The following is a 17,227-nucleotide window of genomic DNA, read 5'->3' as shown; positions in this document are numbered from 1 at the left end:
AAAAATCTCATTTAACTTGTAATTTTTAGATGAAAGGTATAGTTTTAGCAGGAGGGGCAGGTACACGTCTATATCCAATAACCAAAGGGATATCGAAACAAATGTTGCCGGTATATGATAAACCGATGATATATTATCCTATATCAGTTCTTATGTTGGCAGGAATAAGGGAGATACTAATAATTTCTACACCTTATGATTTACTTGGATTTAAACGTTTGTTGGGTGATGGGTCTGCGTTAGGTATATCATTTGAATATGCGGAACAGCCATCTCCGGATGGATTAGCTCAGGCTTTTATTATTGGGGAAAAATTTATTGGAAATGATTCCGTTTGTTTGGTATTAGGCGATAATATTTTTTACGGCCAGAGTTTTACGAGCATGTTACAGAAAGCTGTATTAACAGCAGAAAAAAATGGTTTAGCGACTATTTTTGGCTATAGAGTGGGGGATCCGGAAAGATATGGAGTGGCGGCTTTTGATCAGGAAGGGAATGTGGTATCTATAGAAGAAAAACCTGTAAGACCAAAATCGAATTATGCTGTGGTAGGTCTTTATTTTTATCCGAATAAGGTGATTCGTGTTGCTCGAAATATAAAGCCTTCGGCCCGAGGAGAGCTTGAGATAACTTCTGTAAATCAGAAGTTTTTGGAAGATGGGGAATTAAAGGTTCAATTGATGGGACGAGGATTTGCTTGGCTTGATACCGGGACGCATGAATCTCTTTTTGAAGCATCAAACTTCATTGAAACCATAGAACATAGACAGGGGTTAAAAGTTGCTTGTCTTGAGGAAATAGCTTATAGAAAAGGATGGATAACAAGAGAAGAGATGCTTGATTTAGCAGAACCGATGAAAAAAAACGAATATGGACAGTATATGATAAATCTGGTAAAAGATATTCCTGATGAATTTGGAGTCTGTTAAAGTAATAAATTTGCCTCGTATTGAAGATAGAAGAGGAAATCTTTCTTTTATTGAAGGAAATAGACACATTCCTTTTGAGATAGCACGTACTTATTGTATATACGATGTTCCTGGTGGACAGTTTCGTAGTGGACATGCTTATTATACTCAGCAAGAGTTTATTGTAGCTCTTTCTGGTAGTTTCGATGTCGTTTTAACAGATGGAGTTCAAGAAAAAACTATTTCATTGAATCGTTCTTATTATGGGATTTATATTCCTAAAATGATATGGCGTCAGCTAACAAATTTTTCTACAAATTCATTAGCTTTGGTATTGGCTTCAATTCCTTTTGACGAATCTGACTATATACGGGATTTTGAGAAATATAAAAAGATACAAAATGAAGCGTACAACTATATATGATTGTTCTGTTGTAGAACTTCCTCGTATTTATGATCCAGGAGGTAACATTACACCTATTCATGGGCAGCATAATATCCCGTTCAATATATCAAGAGTATTTTATTTGTATGATATTCCGGGCGGGGAATCTCGAGGGGCTCATGCCCATAAAAGTTGTCATCAATTTATTATTGCGGCCAGTGGAAGTTTTGAAGTTTTTTTGGACGATGGAGAGAATAAACGTACAGTTTTATTGAATCGGCCTTATTATGGATTACACGTGCCTCCGGGCATATGGGCAGCTCAACAGAGTTTTTCTTCAGGATCTATTTGTTTGGTACTTGCTTCTGAAAATTATGATGAAGCAGATTATATACGGGATTATGAGGAGTTTTTAAAAATACAGGATTTTTAAGAGCTACATGAAATTTTTAGATTTGCAGAAGGTAAATGCTGTATATGCGACAGACTTGAAACGTATTGCAGCAGAAGTGATAGATTCGGGATGGTATCTATTGGGAAAATATGTAAAGTTATTTGAGGAGCAGCTATCATTTTATTTAGGTTGCAAATATACTGTTGCTACTGGTAATGGATTAGATGCATTGCGTTTGATACTAAGGGCATATATTGAGATGGGGGTCATGCAGGAAGGAGATGAAGTTATAGTACCTGCGAATACTTATATTGCAACAATTTTGGCGATCACGGATAATCGATTAGTCCCGGTTTTTGTAGAACCGGATGAACAGACATTAAATTTAGATTTTTCTCTGATAGAAAATTATGTAACAAATCGTACTAAGGCGATTATGCTGGTCCATTTATATGGGCGCTGTTGTTGGGGAGAGCAGGTAAAAGTGGTGGCTCGGAAGTATAATCTTAAAATTGTGGAAGATAATGCTCAGGCAATGGGGGCTAAAAGTCATATTTGTGGGTTGTCAGGCAGTTATATGACAGGGGCGTTGGGTGATGCTGCAGGGAATAGCTTTTATCCTACTAAGAATTTGGGTGCTCTTGGCGATTCTGGAGCTGTGACGACTTCCGACGAGGAATTAGCGATGGTTGTGAGGGCATTGGCGAATTATGGATCAGAAAAAAAATATTATAATCGTTATCAAGGATTTAATAGTCGTATGGATGAGTTACAAGCTGCATTTTTATCATTAAAATTGAAATACCTTGATATTGAGAATGAGAGAAGAAGGGTGAATGCAGAGACATATTCGATATTATTGCAAAATGCTGAATTAATTTTACCGCAACAAGCTGGAGAAGAGCATATTTGGCATCAGTATATTGTTCGGTCAAGTAAGAGGAACCAATTACAAAACTGGCTTCAAAAGCAAGGTGTTGATACGCAGATACATTATCCACTTCCTCCTCATCTGCAAGAGTGTTATCCTGAATATAATCATCTTTCTTTTCCTTTGACAGAGCGGCTAAGTCAGGAAATTTTAAGTTTACCAATCTCTTCATATATGGGGAAAGAAGAATTAACAATAATTGCAGAAGCTATAAATAGTTTTGCAGAATAGTTTGTTATGTATTATATTTGAATAAAAAGTTGTAACTTAGCTCTCCGTTTACAGTTTTGGATAAAAATTGTAAAAGAGTAGTAGAATAAGTTTATTTTATGAATATCAATCATGTCGTTATTATGGCTGGCGGTATTGGCAGCCGTTTTTGGCCGATGAGTACAACGGAGCATCCAAAGCAGTTTATAGATGTTTTAGGGTGTGGACGGACATTGCTGCAATTGACGGTCGAACGTTTTGAGGGAATTGTTCCAGCAGAGAATATATGGGTTGTAACTTCAAAGAGGTATAAAAGTCTTGTCCAAGCTCAGTTACCAACTATTTCTGAGTCTCATATATTATTGGAACCTTGTATGAGAAATACGGCACCTTGTATTGCTTATGTGAGCTGGAAAATAAAAAAAAATTATCCTAATGCTAATGTTGTAGTTACCCCGTCTGATCATATTGTTACAGATGTTTCCGAATTTAAACGAGTAATTATAGCTTCCCTTGATTTTGTTACTCGGTCTGAAGCTATTGTCACATTGGGGATGAAAGTATTGCGGCCTGAAACTGGATATGGTTATATAGCAGCAGCTTCGGAAGAAGGGGAGATAAGACGTGTAAAAGCGTTTAAAGAGAAACCTGATTTGGAAACTGCAAAAAAATATTTGCAAGCAGGTAATTATTATTGGAATGCCGGGTTATTTATCTGGAATGTGAAGACCATAGAAATGGCTTTTCGTTTTTATCAGCCAAAAATTGCAGAAATATTTGATAAGATAGAAATAAGTATGGATACAATTTCGGAACAGATGGATGTTGATAAGATATTTCCTTCCTGTCCTTCTATTTCTATTGATTATGCTATTATGGAAAAGGCTGATGATATTTATGTTTTTCCTGCTGATTTTGGATGGTCGGATTTAGGAACTTGGGGATCTTTACATAATATGTTAAGCCAAGACTCAGATAATAATGCCTGTGTTGGAAGTAATCTTTCTTTAATCGAGTCTAAAGGGTGTATTATACATATGCCTGAGAATAAAAAGGTTGTTATACAGGGGCTTAATGGCTATATTGTAGCTGAAAAAGATAATACATTGTTGATTTGCCGTTTAGAAGATGAACAACGTATAAAAGAATTTTCAAAATAGAAAAATGAAAAAAGTTTTTGTATCAGGGTGTTATGATATGTTGCATAGCGGGCATGTTGCTTTTTTTGAAGAGGCAGCAAGTTATGGAGATTTGTATGTAGGCATTGGTTCTGATAAAACCTTGTATGAATTGAAGGCCCGCAAGCCTATCAATACTGATGCTGAGCGCCTTTATATGGTGAAATCTTTACGGATGGTTAAGGATGCTTGGATAAACAGTGGTAGCGGTTTGTTGGATTTTGAAAAAGAATTGAGGCAACTAAAACCGGATATTTTTTTTGTTAACAGTGATGGGCACACACCTTTGAAAGAAAAGTTGTGTAGAGATTTGGGTATTGAGTACATTGTGAGTAAGCGGATACCTCATGGAACGCTGCCTGCCCGCTCTACAACGATGCTACGTCAAGAATGTCGTATACCATATCGCATAGATTTGGCTGGGGGGTGGCTTGACCAACCATATGTGAGTAAATATTATCCGGGGCCGGTTTTGACTATTTGTATAGAACCAGACTATGAGTTTAATGATAGGAGTGGAATGTCTACAAGTTCTCGGAAAAAAGCGATAGAGTTGTGGCAGACAGATATTCCTGAAGGTGATAAGGAAAAATTGGCAAAAACACTGTTCTGTTATGAGAATCCACCGGGAACACCTTATATAAGTGGGTCTCAAGACTCTTTGGGAATCGTTATGCCGGGTTTGAATAAGTATGAGTATAATGGAGAATATTGGCCTGAGTCAATAGAGAGTGTCTTAGAAGACGATATATTGTCTTGGATTGAGAAGGTAATATGGCTTCTTCCGCTTTATCCTCGAACGGCCGATTATAATGCGATAGCTGATACTTGTATTGATAAAGATTCAGTGCGAGATTTAAGTAATTCGGCTCGAAAATGTTGGGACGCGATATTAGAGAAAAATATTGATGCATTTGGAGAAGCTGTTAGAGAAAGTTTTGATGCACAAGTGAAAATGTTTCCTAATATGGTGAATTCGGATGTAATGGACCAAATAGAAGCATATCGGCATAATATAAAAGGTTGGAAGTTATGTGGTGCAGGAGGAGGTGGCTATTTGGTTTTTATAAGTGAGGAACCTATAAAAAATACTATACAGATACGTATAAGAAGATAAATTTGAATAAAAATTAAAAATAGATATATGTCAGATAAAGTTGCTTTAATTACGGGAATTACGGGACAGGATGGTGCATATTTGGCCGAGTACCTATTGAAAATGGGATATATGGTACATGGTATCAAACGTCGTGCTTCATCTTTTAATACCGATCGTATCGATCATTTGTATGAAGATCCTCATAAAGAAGGCCGAAGGCTTATTTTACATTACGGAGACATGACCGATTCTTTGAATATAACCCGTATTATCAAAGAAGTACAACCGGATGAAATATATAATTTGGCAGCAATGAGTCATGTGAAAGTAAGTTTTGATACTCCAGAATATACAGCGAATGCGGATGCTTTGGGTACATTGCGTATTTTAGAGGCGGTCAGACTTCTTGATTTGACAAAGAAGACTCGTATATATCAGGCTTCTACTTCTGAACTATATGGTTTAGTACAGGAAGTCCCCCAAAAGGAGACTACTCCTTTTTATCCTCGTAGTCCCTATGCGGTAGCTAAATTGTATGGTTATTGGATTACTGTAAATTACAGAGAGGCTTATGGAATACATGCAAATAATGGAATTCTTTTTAATCATGAATCTCCTTTGCGTGGGGAAACTTTTGTTACTCGAAAAATAACTCGAGCAGTGAGTCGCATTGTTTTAGGACATGAGAGTTGTTTATATTTAGGTAATTTGTCTTCAAAACGAGATTGGGGGCATGCCAAAGATTATGTGAGAGCCATGCATGCTATTTTACAGCAACCTGAGCCTTCAGATTATGTTATTGCGACCGGGATTACGACAACTGTACGAGATTTTGTACGTATGGCTTTTGCTGAGGTAGGAGTTGGCGTTTGTTTCGAGGGAGAAGGAATTCATGAAAGAGCTTTTGTGGAAACTGTTGAGAAGAATAAGTTTATAGATGTAGTTGGAGAAGAATATTTACCTATTGTAAATTCTCTTAAGGGTAAAACTATCGTTGCTGTGGATCCAGCTTACTTTAGACCGACAGAAGTTGATTTGCTCATTGGAGATCCAACAAAATCAAAGACGATATTGGGCTGGGAGCCAGAGTATGATTTACCGGCATTGATTGCGGATATGGTTAGTAATGATATAAAGTTAACCAAGAAGGAAACATATTTAAGAGATGGTGGTTACCAGACATTGAATTATTACGAATAATATCTTATTTGTTTTCATATTTAGAGGATAAATGGAAAAAAATGCAAAGATATATATTGCTGGTCACTGTGGTTTGGTAGGTTCAGCAATATGGAATAATTTGAGCTCGAAAGGTTATACCAATTTGATAGGACGAACTCATAATGAATTAGATTTATGTGATTCTGTTGCTGTGGCTCGTTTTTTTGAAATGGAAAAGCCCGAGTACGTTTTTTTGGCAGCAGCTTTTGTTGGAGGAATTGTGGCTAATAGCCGCTATCGAGCAGATTTTATATATCGTAATTTAGCTATTCAGAACAATGTCATAGGAGAGAGTTTTCGACATAAAGTAAAGAAACTGCTTTTTTTAGGAAGTACATGTATTTATCCTCGTGAGGCAAAGCAACCAATGAAGGAGGACGCCCTTCTTACTTCTCCTCTTGAGTATACTAATGAACCATATGCAATTGCTAAGATTGCAGGTTTGAAAATGTGTGAGAGTTTCAATTTGCAGTATGGGACAAATTATATAGCAGTAATGCCGACTAATTTGTATGGTCCAAATGATAATTTTGATTTGGAACGTTCACATGTGTTACCTGCTTTGATTCGGAAGATATGTTTAGGTTGTTATCTGGAACAAAATGATTGGGATGCAATACGTAGAGATCTTGATAGGCGGCCGATAGAAGGAATAAACGGTACAGCTTCAGAAAGAAGTATTTTTGAAAAACTCGATAAATATGGCTTGAGAAAAGTTGCTTCGGGCGTTGTACAAGTTGAAATTTGGGGGACAGGAACTCCATTAAGAGAATTTTTGTGGAGCGAGGAAATGGCTGATGCTTGCGTATTTATAATGGAAAATGTAGATTTTGATGACTTAAAGCCTCATGGTACTAAAGAAATTCGAAATTGCCATATTAATATCGGGACAGGTAAAGAAATCAGTATCGGAGATGTTGCCCAACTGATAAAAAAGATTGCCGGTTTTACTGGAGAGCTATATTTCAATAAAAATAAACCGGATGGTACTATGAGGAAATTAACCGATGTCTCAAAATTGAATGCATTAGGTTGGCATCATACAATTGAGATAGAAGAAGGTATAGCTCGGCTAATTGATTGGTACAGGAGTAAAGAATAAATTTGATATATAGAATAGTGGGCGGATTTTCTTTTTTAATAGATAGCCGTCTATTATTCTGACATAATAGTGTTACAATATACAACTTTGCCTTCAGAAGCCATTTCGGTGATGAAATAATTAGATAATAAAAAGTTTGGAGGCATACATCCAGGTAATCTGTTCTTCATAAGTGAGGGGTATCCATGTTTTTTTAAAAGTACCCCATTTCCAAAAAATAATAAATTTACATTTCCACCTACTTGAGAAAATAATTGAGAAAGAGTTTTTTGTTTTAATGCTATGGTATTTCCGTTTTTTATATCTTGTGCATAATGTTGAGTTGCATCAAAGGTATTTGATATATAAAGTCGGTTATCTTCAGAAAGAGAAAAATAAATACTATCACCATCCAGAAAATAATTTAATAAGTTAGAATTTGTAAGTATAGATGGAATTTGAGGAATACTGTCTTTTGGATATAAAGTGATAACTTTATTCGTTTGAAGTGTTGAGTCTGTTACGATGTTCCATGCAATATTGAAGCTTCCGCGACCGGTTTCCATCAGGATACTATCAGTTGACGTTAAGTTTTTACCATTAGAGAATTGTTTCCAAAAGGATTTCAGTTCTTTTATTCCGTAACGGATACCGAAATAAGTTCGGGAACTAAATATATATGGATCGGGTTCGCATCCATTTGTTATTTTATTTATTAGTGTTTCTAATGGTTGTTCGGGTATTATCATTCCTGTAATCCAAGTTTTATTTTTATCAAAGCTGAGTTCTTGGGCAATCCATTGTTTGTTTTTCGATTGATTGTTGTTATTGGTATAGAGTTCGTAATCAACGGCATTTGTATTGTAAAGTATAGTATGTACAGATTTCCCGATAGTTGCTGAAGCTTGTTGAAACGAGAGATTATGTTCAATAGATTTATTATCAGAAAAAGAATGGATGGATTGTCGTAGTATATGATAATCCTGAGTTAAACATATAGTTCCATTATGAAAGAACCCGAAAAAAAATTGTCCGTTGGGTAAGGAATATTGAAAAATCTTGAAATCATTCAGTTCCTGTACTACAGGTTTAAAGGAGGTCTCGAACTTTTTTTGTAAAAAGAGTAAGATTTTTTTGAAATTATTGTTCCCGACGTAGTGCCATAAAGTAGCTGAAGGAGAATGATTCATTCTATTATGCAAGCAAATAAAAGCATTTTCTTTATTCGGTAAATCGGCCTGAAATATTTCTTTCAATTGTATGGATATTGTTAGCAGTGTATCGTAAATGGTTCGGTTTTCAGAAATGTAATTTCCGAAGTTGTTTTGACTAAGTTCATATAACCCCTCTTTATCTTTTACTCCGATAAGCAAAGTCATAGTGGTGTCGGGGATGTAATGAGCTAAAGAATATTTTTGATAATTTTTTTTGTATTTAAAGTTCGGTAAAAAACTTATGATAATGAATGTTACTATGATGAATAAAATAGAAATTATAGAATATTTGAAAGTTTGTCTGAAGTTCATAGAAATAAATAATATATCTGCTACAAATGTAACGAATAAATTGAAATACGGAATAATAAAATGGAATGATGTTGGATTAAGGCTTTTGTATTGAGATAAAAAGAATATACTTTTTTAGTTGGGATTTTTGGATATAATTGGCTCTATTTTTCTGAAAAATGATTACATTTGTTCCTCAATATACCTGTGACATTTTGGATGATTCGAATGTTCATAGAATATGGAATAGAAAGAAAATATAAAAAATAGAGACCTATGAAATTTATTGTTTCCAGTACTGCATTATTATCTCATTTGCAAGCTATCAGTAGAGTTATTAATTCCAAAAATTCGATGGCTATACTTGATAATTTCTTGTTTCGGTTGGAAGGTAATACCCTTACGATGACAGCATCGGATCAAGAAACTACAATGACTACTGAAATAGAAGTTTTAGAAGCTGAAGGACAAGGACTCTTTGCTGTTTCAGCAAAGATATTACTTGAACCTTTGAAAGAACTGCCGGATCAACCGTTAACATTTGAGATAAACGATGAGAATTTAGAGATTTTTCTATATTTTCAGAACGGTAAGTACAATTTTATAGGGGTTAACGGTGATGAATATCCCCAGAAATCTCCATTAAGTGCTGATGCTAAGACATTACAAATGCCAGCACAAGTATTACTTAATGGAATTAATCGTACTCTTTTTGCAACGGGTGATGATGAATTGCGCCCTATAATGAATGGTATCTATATCGATATTCATCCAGAAGATATTATTTTTGTGGCATCTGATAGTCATAAATTAGTGCGTTGTAAGAATGATTCGATACAATCAGGACTAACTTCTTCATTTATTTTACCTAAAAAGCCTGCAACTTTATTGAAGAATATCTTGCCGAAAGAGTCAGGTGATGTATCGATTACTTTTGATGATAAGAATGCTGTATTTGCTTTATCGAATTTTGTATTGAATTGCCGTTTGATCGAAGGACGTTATCCTAATTATGCATCAGTGATTCCGCAGAATAATCCAAATCGTATTATTGTGGACAGGGCAGTGTTTGTGAATGTTTTACGGCGAGTATCTGTATTTTCGGACCAAGCGAGTAATTTGGTGAAATTACAGTTGAGGGATAATCAAATAAAAGTTTCGGCCCAGGATATAGATTTTTCTACTTCTGCAGAGGAAAATGTATCATGCAATTATACGGGTGATCCTATGGGGATTGGTTTCAAGTCGACCTTTCTTATTGAGATATTGAGTAATATCTCGTCTCAAGAGGTGACAATAGAACTATCTGATCCATCTCGTGCCGGGCTTATATTGCCTGTAGAGAATCAACCGAACGAAGATCTGTTGATGTTGTTGATGCCTATGATGTTGACTGATTTTTAAAGAATTTAGATACAAATAACGGAGGAGAAATGCAGTTAAATCTTAGAAATCCGATTGTCTTTTTCGATTTGGAGACTACCGGTGTTAATATTGCAACAGACCATATAGTTGAGATAAGTTATTTAAAAGTTTATCCGAATGGGAAAGAAGAATGTAAAACATTACGAATAAACCCTGGGGTGCCCATTCCTGCAGAGGCAACAGCTGTTCATGGTATTTCAGATGCAGATGTAGCTAATTGTCCGACATTTAAGGAAGTCGCTAAGAATATAGCTAAAGATATCGAAGGTTGTGATTTAGCTGGATTTAATTCAAATCGGTTCGATATTCCCTTGTTAGTAGAGGAACTTTTGAGGGCAGGAGTCGATATCGATCTGTCTAAGCGTAAAATGATTGACGTACAAACTATTTTCCATAAAATGGAGCAACGTACATTGTCTGCAGCGTATAAGTTTTATTGTGATAAAGATTTGGATAATGCACATACGGCGGAGGCTGATACGCGTGCTACTTATGAGGTATTGAAGTCTCAGCTTGACCGTTACCCTGATCTTCAGAATGATATGGCTGCTCTTGCTGAGTTTTCTACTCATACTAAAAATGTAGATTTTGCTGGTCGTATTGTATATAATGAGGATGGAGTAGAAGTGTTTAATTTTGGTAAATATAAAGGGCGGTCAGTTTCTGAGGTTTTCAAAACAGATATAGGTTATTATGGCTGGATGATGCAGGGAGATTTTACTCTTAATACAAAAAATGTGATAACTAATATCAAATTGCGAGAACTCAAGCGATGAGGGTTTTATAAGAAGAGACGTTAAAGGACATTTCAAAAGGAGTAATACTAATAAGTGTTTAGCCATAAGTGGGGTTAAGATTTAGTATAAAGAGAGCTTTTGAAATGTCCTTTTGAGTTATGTCAATATTAATTCTTTGGAATTATGTTAAAAGGGAAAAATATTGTATTAGGAATAACTGGTAGTATTGCAGCATATAAAGCAGCGTATCTTATCAGGGCTTTGGTGAAGAAAGGGGCAGAGGTGCAAGTGGTTATTACTCCTGCAGGAAAAGAATTTATTACACCAGTCACTTTGTCAGCATTAACAGGGAAACCGGTGATAAGCGAATTTTTTACGGCAAATGATGGTTCATGGCATAGTCATGTTGATTTAGGATTGTGGGCAGATGCAATGGTTATTGCTCCGGCAAGTGCAAGTACAATTGCTAAAATGGCTAATGGTGTTGCAGATAATATGCTTATTACTACATATTTGTCTAGTAAAGCAAAGGTTTTCATCGCTCCGGCTATGGATCTTGATATGTTTGCTCACCCTACAACTCGTCGTAATCTGGATTTGTTGCGTTCGTATGGAAATTTTATAATAGAGCCAACAACTGGGGAGTTAGCTAGTCATTTGCATGGAAAAGGGCGTATGGAGGAGCCTGATAAGATTGTGGAAATTTTGGAGGCTTATTTTCAGGGAAAAGAGATATTGTCTGGTAAAAAAATCTTAATAACAGCAGGTCCGACATATGAAAAGATTGATCCTGTACGTTTTATAGGTAATTATTCGTCTGGTAAGATGGGATTTGCATTGGCAGAGGTTTGTGCTGAACGAGGTGCTGATGTGACATTGATTGCTGGTCCAGTGTCTCTACAAGCACTACATCCTAATATCAAGCGAATTGATGTTGAGTCGGCAGAGGAAATGTATAATGTAGTTGTGGATAAGTTTCCTAATATGTCTGCTGCGATTATGTGTGCTGCGGTAGCTGATTATGCTCCAGAGATCCGGGACGAAGCGAAAATAAAACGAACAGGGGATGATTTGTTGTTACGTTTGAAGCCGAATAAAGATATTGCAGCAGCTTTGGGACGAATGAAAAAAACGGGCCAAGTATTAGTTGGTTTTGCGTTAGAAACAAATGATGAAGAAGAAAATGCCTGGATAAAGCTGAATCGGAAAAATCTTGATTTTATTGTGTTGAATTCATTGCAAGATAAGGGTGCGGGATTTAAATGTGATACAAATAAAATTACGATAATCGAGAAAAGTGGGAATAAATTGGTATTCGAAACTAAAGCTAAAAAGGAAGTGGCTGCTGATATTGTCGATGTTTTGAATATGTATTTTTAATTATTGGGAATGATGAAAAAATCGTTGTTAATATTAGTAATATTATGTAGTTCTTGTTTATCTTTTGCACAAGAATTGAATTGCCGTGTGCAAGTTAACAGCGATAAAATACAGGGGACTAATAAATCAGTATTTACTACATTGGAACAGGCTTTGACCGAATATGTTAATAATAGAAAATGGAGTGAAGCCCAGATTTCCATATCGGAAAAGATTGATTGTAGTTTAGTAATTACTGTTAATGAGGTTACAGATAATCGTTTTAAATGTGATTTGCAAGTACAGTCTCGCCGTCCAGTCTATAATGCTTCGTATGCTACAACATTATTTAATTTCAAAGATAAAAGCTTTGAATTTACTTATCAAGAATATGAGCCTTTAGTGTATAATGAAAACACTATTGAAAGTAATTTGACTGCAGTGGTTGATTTTTATGCTTATATGATATTAGGACTTGATTTTGATAGTTTTTCATTGAAAGGAGGGACACCTTTTTTTCAACGAGCCGAACAAATTGTAAATATGGGACAGTCATCGATGGAAGTAGGTTGGAAGGCTTTCGAAGATACGCGTAACCGGCATGCTTTAGTGACAGCGTTTACTGACCAGCGTACAGAGATGTTCCGGACATTGTGGTATAATTATCATCGTAAAGGCCTTGATGAAATGGCACTGAGCATGGATAAAGGCCGAGCTGCGGTGACCGATGCTGTTAAAATGATAGAAGAAGTATATAAGGCGGCATCTACTTCGGTACTGTTGCCTCTTTTTAGTGATTCTAAATTAGATGAGCTTGTAAATATTTATTCGTTGGCTCCGCAGACAGAAAAGGATGAGATTTACAAATTGTTGATTGGAATCTATCCTACGGAAAATACTCGGTTACAGGAAATTCGTAAAGAAAATCGTTGATATTGATATGCTCAAAAAATTATCGATTCGGAACTATGCTTTAATTGATGCTTTGGATATAGATTTTTATTCCGGGTTCTCCTCTATTACAGGAGAGACTGGGGCTGGAAAATCTATTATATTAGGAGCATTATCTCTTATTTTAGGGCAGAGAGCAGACTTTCGTGTCATCAAGGATGAAAGTCGAAAAGCTATTATTGAAGGTTTTTTTGATATTTCAGACTATCATTTGAGGTCTTTTTTTGAAGAACAGGATTTAGAGTATGAAGATGGTGCTTGTATTCTTCGAAGAGAGATTCTGTCTTCCGGCAAGTCCAGGGCTTTTATAAATGATACACCGGTTTCATTAGCCCAGTTGAAGGATTTAGGGGAAAGGTTGATAGATATACATTCTCAATATCAGAATTTATTACTTGGAAATGACAAATTCCAATTACATGTAATTGATGTATGGGGACATAATAATGATTTGTTGTTACAATATAAATCTGATTTTCAGAATTATAAATTGGCAAAAAAGAAGTTACTGAAGTTACAGGAGGAAAGGGTCGAGTGGAAAAAAGAGGAAGATTATCTCAGATTTCAGCTCTCTCAACTTGTAGATGCCCAGTTAAAAGAAGGAGAACAGGAAATTCTTGAACAAGAGCAAAAGATATTGAGCCATGCTGAAGAGATAAAAGGTGAGCTATACACTATATCTCAGTTAGCATCGGGTGATGAGGGAGGAATCCTACCAATTTTGAAAACTTTGATTAGTCGTGCTCAAGGTTTATTACGGATTTATCCTGATTTGGGAGAATTAACAGGACGTTTGCAGTCACTTTATATTGAATTGAAAGATATTTCAGCAGAAATATCGGGGAAGGAAGATAGTATTTGTATAGATTCAGAACGTTTAGTCCAAGTCCAGGACCGTTTAGATATGATATATCGTTTGCAACAAAAACATCAGGTGCAGACGATAGAAGAATTACTTGAGGTGCAAAGTCAATTGGAAAGTAGATTGGAAAGAATAGATACATCGGACGAAGAAATATATGCCTTAGAAAAAGAGATTGCAGACAGATACATTTTGTTATTAGAAATATCTGTAAAACTTACAGAATCGAGAAAATTAGCTGCTGCGGAATTTTCAAGGTTATTGGAAGAAAAAGCTCGTTTGTTGGGAATGCCTAATCTTCGTTTTGAGGTGGAGTTGGTACCACGACCAGAAATAGATGAAATGGGAGCTGAACAGATATGTTTCCTTTTTTCTGCAAATAAAAACCAGTCTATGCAACCTGTTGCAGAAGTTGCGTCTGGTGGAGAAATTTCACGATTGATGCTTTGTTTAAAAGCCCTTATTGCCCATGTAACGGTTTTACCGACAATTATTTTTGATGAGGTGGATACGGGAGTATCAGGAGAAGTTGCAGACAAAATGGGAGACATTATGCAGGAGATGTCTCAGTATATGCAAGTAATAAGTATAACTCATTTACCTCAAGTTGCATCAAAAGGCAGACATCATTATCGAGTATATAAACAGGATACGGAGATAAGTACGCAAACTCATATTGAAGAACTGAAAGATAGAAAGCGTATAGAGGAAATTGCCCGTATGTTGAGTGGCGCAAAGTTGACAGATGAAGCTATGAATAATGCGCGGGTTTTATTGGGGAAAAATATTTAGTATTTAGGTTTTAATTTAGACGACAATATTTTGTTATGAAAAAGAATGAAATGATTTTTGGCATTCGTGCGGTAATAGAGGCAGTAGAGGCTGGGAAAGATATAGATAAAATATTAATTAAGAAAGACTTACAGGGTGAATTAGTGCAAGAACTGTTTGCTTCTGTTAAAGGGCAGAATATTGTTGTACAGCGAGTTCCTATAGAAAAAATAAACCGTATTACTCGAAAAAATCATCAAGGAGTGGTTGCTTTTATTTCTGCGGTTACTTATCAAAAGCTTGAGAATATTATTCCTTCGTTGTACGAGGAAGGGAAAATACCATTTATTGTAGTTCTTGACGGGGTAACTGATGTACGTAATTTTGGGGCTATAGCTAGGACTTGTGAGTGTGCAGGAGCCGATGCTATTGTGATTCCTGAACGGAATAGTGTTTCTGTAAATGCTGATGCTATAAAAACCTCGGCAGGAGCTTTACATCATATACCGGTATGCCGAGAATATTCTGTGTTTGAAGCTATACGATTTTTGCAGAATAGTGGGCTTAGGATTGTAGCAGCAACGGAAAAAGCTTCGTGTAATTATACATCTATTGATTATTGTGGCCCTGTAGCTATTGTTATGGGAGCAGAAGATACAGGGGTTTCTGCAGATGTATTGAAAATTTGTGACCATAGAGCGGCTTTACCATTAATGGGTACGATAAGCTCTCTTAATGTGTCGGTAGCTGCTGGTATTATGATGTATGAAGTGGTAAGGCAACGGATGGGAACCAGAGAATAAGAAATTAAGTATTTATTGTTTCGAAATGTATTATATTCATTGTTATCTATGTTTATGATTGAAGTTTATTAGAAGGTAACTCGGCATACGTTTCTTTGATGAAAGATACGCATATGGCTCCTATGAGTAAAAATATTCCTGCTAAAACTAACATGTTTATCTGTAGACCTCCTAACATGTGGAGAATGCTTCCTCCACCAAGTGCGGCTATGATTTGCGGGATACATATTGTACCATTGAATAACCCAAGATAAGTTCCCATATTTTTCCCTGATATGGAATTCGTAAGTATAGTAAATGGCATTGCTAACATAGCAGCCCATGCAAATCCTATTAAAAAGAATGGTAAAAATAAAAGATGTTGCTCGTGTACGAAAAGCGTAGATATGAAACCTATTCCACCCAAAGCCAGACTTAAAGAGTAAGCTATTTTCCTGGATTTGAACAATGGTAGTATGATAGCCCAACAAACGGAACCGATAGCTTGTATTGCAAATACGACTCCGACCCAGTTGCCAGCTTCTTGATATGCGGCTGAAGAAGTATCAATGACTCCCCATACATTTGCAGCTATGGCTCCATTGGTGTAAGTCCACATGTACATGAATGCTGCCCATGAGAAAAACTGGACTAATCCTATTGTCCAAAATACTTTTGGGGCGTTTTTCAAAAGTGATATAAAATCACTTTTTTCTTTTTTTTGTGTGGTTGAGATTCTGTGAAATTCTTCGAATTTTTTAGGAGGCATTTCTTTTACCTTTATACTTGTATAAAGAGAACATAATATAAGAATAGCTGCTCCGATATAAAATGAATAAATGACTGAGTCTGGAATGAGACCTTTTTCTGCTGTATTATTGATGCCGATGAAAGTGAAAATAAAAGGGAAAAGATATCCGACTAGACTTCCGGCATTGGAAAGAAAACTCTGAATAGAATAGGCCAGGCCTTTTTGCTTTTCATTGACCATATCCCCTACTAACATTTTGAAGGGTTGCATTGCCATATTAATTGAAGTATCGAGAAACATCAGTGCAACAAGGCTGAAAAACATAACATTTATGATATGGGCAAAGTGTCCGGCGTTAGGTAATAAACACATTACCAATACAGCGATTGCAGATCCGATAAAGAGATAAGGAATGCGTCGTCCCCAGCGGGTCCACGTTCGGTCACTAGCATATCCTACGATAGGTTGTACTATGATTCCTGCTAAAGGGGGTAATATCCAAAAGTAACTTAATTCATGAGGATCTGCTCCTAAAGTTGCAAATATTCTACTGATATTTGCACTTTGCAGGGCATATGCAATTTGTACTCCAAAAAATCCGAAACTGATGTTCCAAAGTGCCCAAAAACTTAAATCGGGTTTTGTTTTCATTTGTATATTTTTTTAAGATAACTATA

At 36.0% G+C, this 17,227-nt stretch carries 16 protein-coding genes; 14 read left to right on the top strand and 2 right to left on the bottom strand.

The features are described from left to right. Window positions 1–29: 29 nt before the first annotated feature. The 8 genes from rfbA to Cop2CBH44_RS07050 all read left to right on the top strand — a co-directional run bounded on the left by rfbA (window position 30) and on the right by Cop2CBH44_RS07050 (window position 7,428). Window positions 30–929, top strand: a complete 900-nt coding sequence (rfbA, locus tag Cop2CBH44_RS07085; protein WP_021931193.1) for a glucose-1-phosphate thymidylyltransferase RfbA — start codon at window positions 30–32, stop codon at window positions 927–929. After that, a complete protein-coding gene (locus Cop2CBH44_RS07080; RefSeq protein WP_021931192.1) occupies window positions 910–1,332 on the top strand; it encodes a sugar 3,4-ketoisomerase in 423 nt (140 codons plus the stop codon). Before rfbA ends, Cop2CBH44_RS07080 begins: the two co-directional genes overlap by 20 nt. Beyond that, window positions 1,310–1,726, top strand: a complete 417-nt coding sequence (locus Cop2CBH44_RS07075) for a sugar 3,4-ketoisomerase (RefSeq protein WP_021931191.1) — start codon at window positions 1,310–1,312, stop codon at window positions 1,724–1,726. The genes Cop2CBH44_RS07080 and Cop2CBH44_RS07075 overlap by 23 nt, the downstream gene beginning before the upstream one ends. 7 nt (window positions 1,727–1,733) lie before the next feature. After that, entirely contained in the window at window positions 1,734–2,849 is a 1,116-nt protein-coding gene (locus Cop2CBH44_RS07070; protein ID WP_200755799.1) for a DegT/DnrJ/EryC1/StrS family aminotransferase, read from the top strand. Between the two features lie 98 nt (window positions 2,850–2,947). Beyond that, on the top strand, window positions 2,948–3,988 hold the full coding sequence (locus Cop2CBH44_RS07065) for a mannose-1-phosphate guanylyltransferase (RefSeq protein WP_200755798.1): 1,041 nt from the start codon (window positions 2,948–2,950) through the stop codon (window positions 3,986–3,988). Window positions 3,989–3,992: 4 nt separating this feature from the next. After that, entirely contained in the window at window positions 3,993–5,123 is a 1,131-nt protein-coding gene (locus tag Cop2CBH44_RS07060; RefSeq protein WP_200755797.1) for an adenylyltransferase/cytidyltransferase family protein, read from the top strand. A 27-nt stretch (window positions 5,124–5,150) separates the two neighbouring features. Then, complete coding sequence (gmd, locus tag Cop2CBH44_RS07055) at window positions 5,151–6,305, top strand: GDP-mannose 4,6-dehydratase (protein ID WP_021931187.1); 1,155 nt, start codon at window positions 5,151–5,153, stop codon at window positions 6,303–6,305. 31 nt (window positions 6,306–6,336) lie between these two features. Then, window positions 6,337–7,428, top strand: a complete 1,092-nt coding sequence (locus tag Cop2CBH44_RS07050; RefSeq protein ID WP_200755796.1) for a GDP-L-fucose synthase family protein — start codon at window positions 6,337–6,339, stop codon at window positions 7,426–7,428. Window positions 7,429–7,481: 53 nt separating this feature from the next. Here the strand turns inward: Cop2CBH44_RS07050 and Cop2CBH44_RS07045 are convergent, their stop codons facing one another. Then, a complete protein-coding gene (locus Cop2CBH44_RS07045; RefSeq protein ID WP_200755795.1) occupies window positions 7,482–8,933 on the bottom strand; it encodes a hypothetical protein in 1,452 nt (483 codons plus the stop codon). A 255-nt stretch (window positions 8,934–9,188) separates the two neighbouring features. Between Cop2CBH44_RS07045 and dnaN the strand changes: the two genes are divergently transcribed. From dnaN to rlmB, 6 genes are all read left to right on the top strand, one after another. Next, window positions 9,189–10,316 (top strand): DNA polymerase III subunit beta, encoded by a 1,128-nt coding sequence (gene dnaN / locus Cop2CBH44_RS07040; RefSeq protein ID WP_021931183.1) that lies wholly within the window; start codon window positions 9,189–9,191, stop codon window positions 10,314–10,316. Window positions 10,317–10,345: 29 nt separating this feature from the next. Next, the gene (locus Cop2CBH44_RS07035) at window positions 10,346–11,113 is read left to right on the top strand and encodes a 3'-5' exonuclease (RefSeq protein WP_021931182.1); all 768 of its coding nucleotides are present in this window, start codon (window positions 10,346–10,348) and stop codon (window positions 11,111–11,113) included. Window positions 11,114–11,254: 141 nt separating this feature from the next. Beyond that, entirely contained in the window at window positions 11,255–12,454 is a 1,200-nt protein-coding gene (gene coaBC, locus Cop2CBH44_RS07030; protein WP_200755933.1) for a bifunctional phosphopantothenoylcysteine decarboxylase/phosphopantothenate--cysteine ligase CoaBC, read from the top strand. 12 nt (window positions 12,455–12,466) lie between these two features. After that, complete coding sequence (gene porD, locus Cop2CBH44_RS07025) at window positions 12,467–13,366, top strand: type IX secretion system protein PorD (protein WP_021931180.1); 900 nt, start codon at window positions 12,467–12,469, stop codon at window positions 13,364–13,366. A gap of 7 nt (window positions 13,367–13,373) precedes the next feature. Further along, a complete protein-coding gene (gene recN, locus Cop2CBH44_RS07020; protein ID WP_021931179.1) occupies window positions 13,374–15,038 on the top strand; it encodes a DNA repair protein RecN in 1,665 nt (554 codons plus the stop codon). Window positions 15,039–15,073: 35 nt separating this feature from the next. Beyond that, on the top strand, window positions 15,074–15,820 hold the full coding sequence (gene rlmB, locus Cop2CBH44_RS07015) for a 23S rRNA (guanosine(2251)-2'-O)-methyltransferase RlmB (protein ID WP_044227921.1): 747 nt from the start codon (window positions 15,074–15,076) through the stop codon (window positions 15,818–15,820). Window positions 15,821–15,872: 52 nt separating this feature from the next. Here the strand turns inward: rlmB and Cop2CBH44_RS07010 are convergent, their stop codons facing one another. Next, on the bottom strand, window positions 15,873–17,201 hold the full coding sequence (locus tag Cop2CBH44_RS07010; protein ID WP_044227924.1) for an SLC45 family MFS transporter: 1,329 nt from the start codon (window positions 17,199–17,201) through the stop codon (window positions 15,873–15,875). Window positions 17,202–17,227 lie beyond the last annotated feature (26 nt).

Origin of the sequence: Coprobacter secundus subsp. similis, assembly GCF_015097275.1 — a bacterium.
In the GTDB taxonomy this organism is placed as follows: Bacteria; Bacteroidota; Bacteroidia; order Bacteroidales; family Coprobacteraceae; genus Coprobacter; species Coprobacter secundus.
Note: the sequence above shows the minus strand (reverse complement) of the source record. Positions and strands in the feature narration are given on the sequence as shown.

Bases quoted from the DNA above. Each gene is read 5' to 3' on its own strand.
- rfbA (WP_021931193.1), top strand. From the start codon at position 30: ATGAAAGGTATAGTTTTAGCAGGAGGGGCAGGTACACGTCTATATCCA.
- Cop2CBH44_RS07080 (WP_021931192.1), top strand. From the start codon at position 910: ATGAATTTGGAGTCTGTTAAAGTAATAAATTTGCCTCGTATTGAAGAT.
- Cop2CBH44_RS07075 (WP_021931191.1), top strand. From the start codon at position 1,310: ATGAAGCGTACAACTATATATGATTGTTCTGTTGTAGAACTTCCTCGT.
- Cop2CBH44_RS07070 (WP_200755799.1), top strand. From the start codon at position 1,734: ATGAAATTTTTAGATTTGCAGAAGGTAAATGCTGTATATGCGACAGAC.
- Cop2CBH44_RS07065 (WP_200755798.1), top strand. From the start codon at position 2,948: ATGAATATCAATCATGTCGTTATTATGGCTGGCGGTATTGGCAGCCGT.
- Cop2CBH44_RS07060 (WP_200755797.1), top strand. From the start codon at position 3,993: ATGAAAAAAGTTTTTGTATCAGGGTGTTATGATATGTTGCATAGCGGG.
- gmd (WP_021931187.1), top strand. From the start codon at position 5,151: ATGTCAGATAAAGTTGCTTTAATTACGGGAATTACGGGACAGGATGGT.
- Cop2CBH44_RS07050 (WP_200755796.1), top strand. From the start codon at position 6,337: ATGGAAAAAAATGCAAAGATATATATTGCTGGTCACTGTGGTTTGGTA.
- Cop2CBH44_RS07045 (WP_200755795.1), bottom strand. From the start codon at position 8,933: ATGAACTTCAGACAAACTTTCAAATATTCTATAATTTCTATTTTATTC.
- dnaN (WP_021931183.1), top strand. From the start codon at position 9,189: ATGAAATTTATTGTTTCCAGTACTGCATTATTATCTCATTTGCAAGCT.
- Cop2CBH44_RS07035 (WP_021931182.1), top strand. From the start codon at position 10,346: ATGCAGTTAAATCTTAGAAATCCGATTGTCTTTTTCGATTTGGAGACT.
- porD (WP_021931180.1), top strand. From the start codon at position 12,467: ATGAAAAAATCGTTGTTAATATTAGTAATATTATGTAGTTCTTGTTTA.
- recN (WP_021931179.1), top strand. From the start codon at position 13,374: ATGCTCAAAAAATTATCGATTCGGAACTATGCTTTAATTGATGCTTTG.
- rlmB (WP_044227921.1), top strand. From the start codon at position 15,074: ATGAAAAAGAATGAAATGATTTTTGGCATTCGTGCGGTAATAGAGGCA.
- Cop2CBH44_RS07010 (WP_044227924.1), bottom strand. From the start codon at position 17,201: ATGAAAACAAAACCCGATTTAAGTTTTTGGGCACTTTGGAACATCAGT.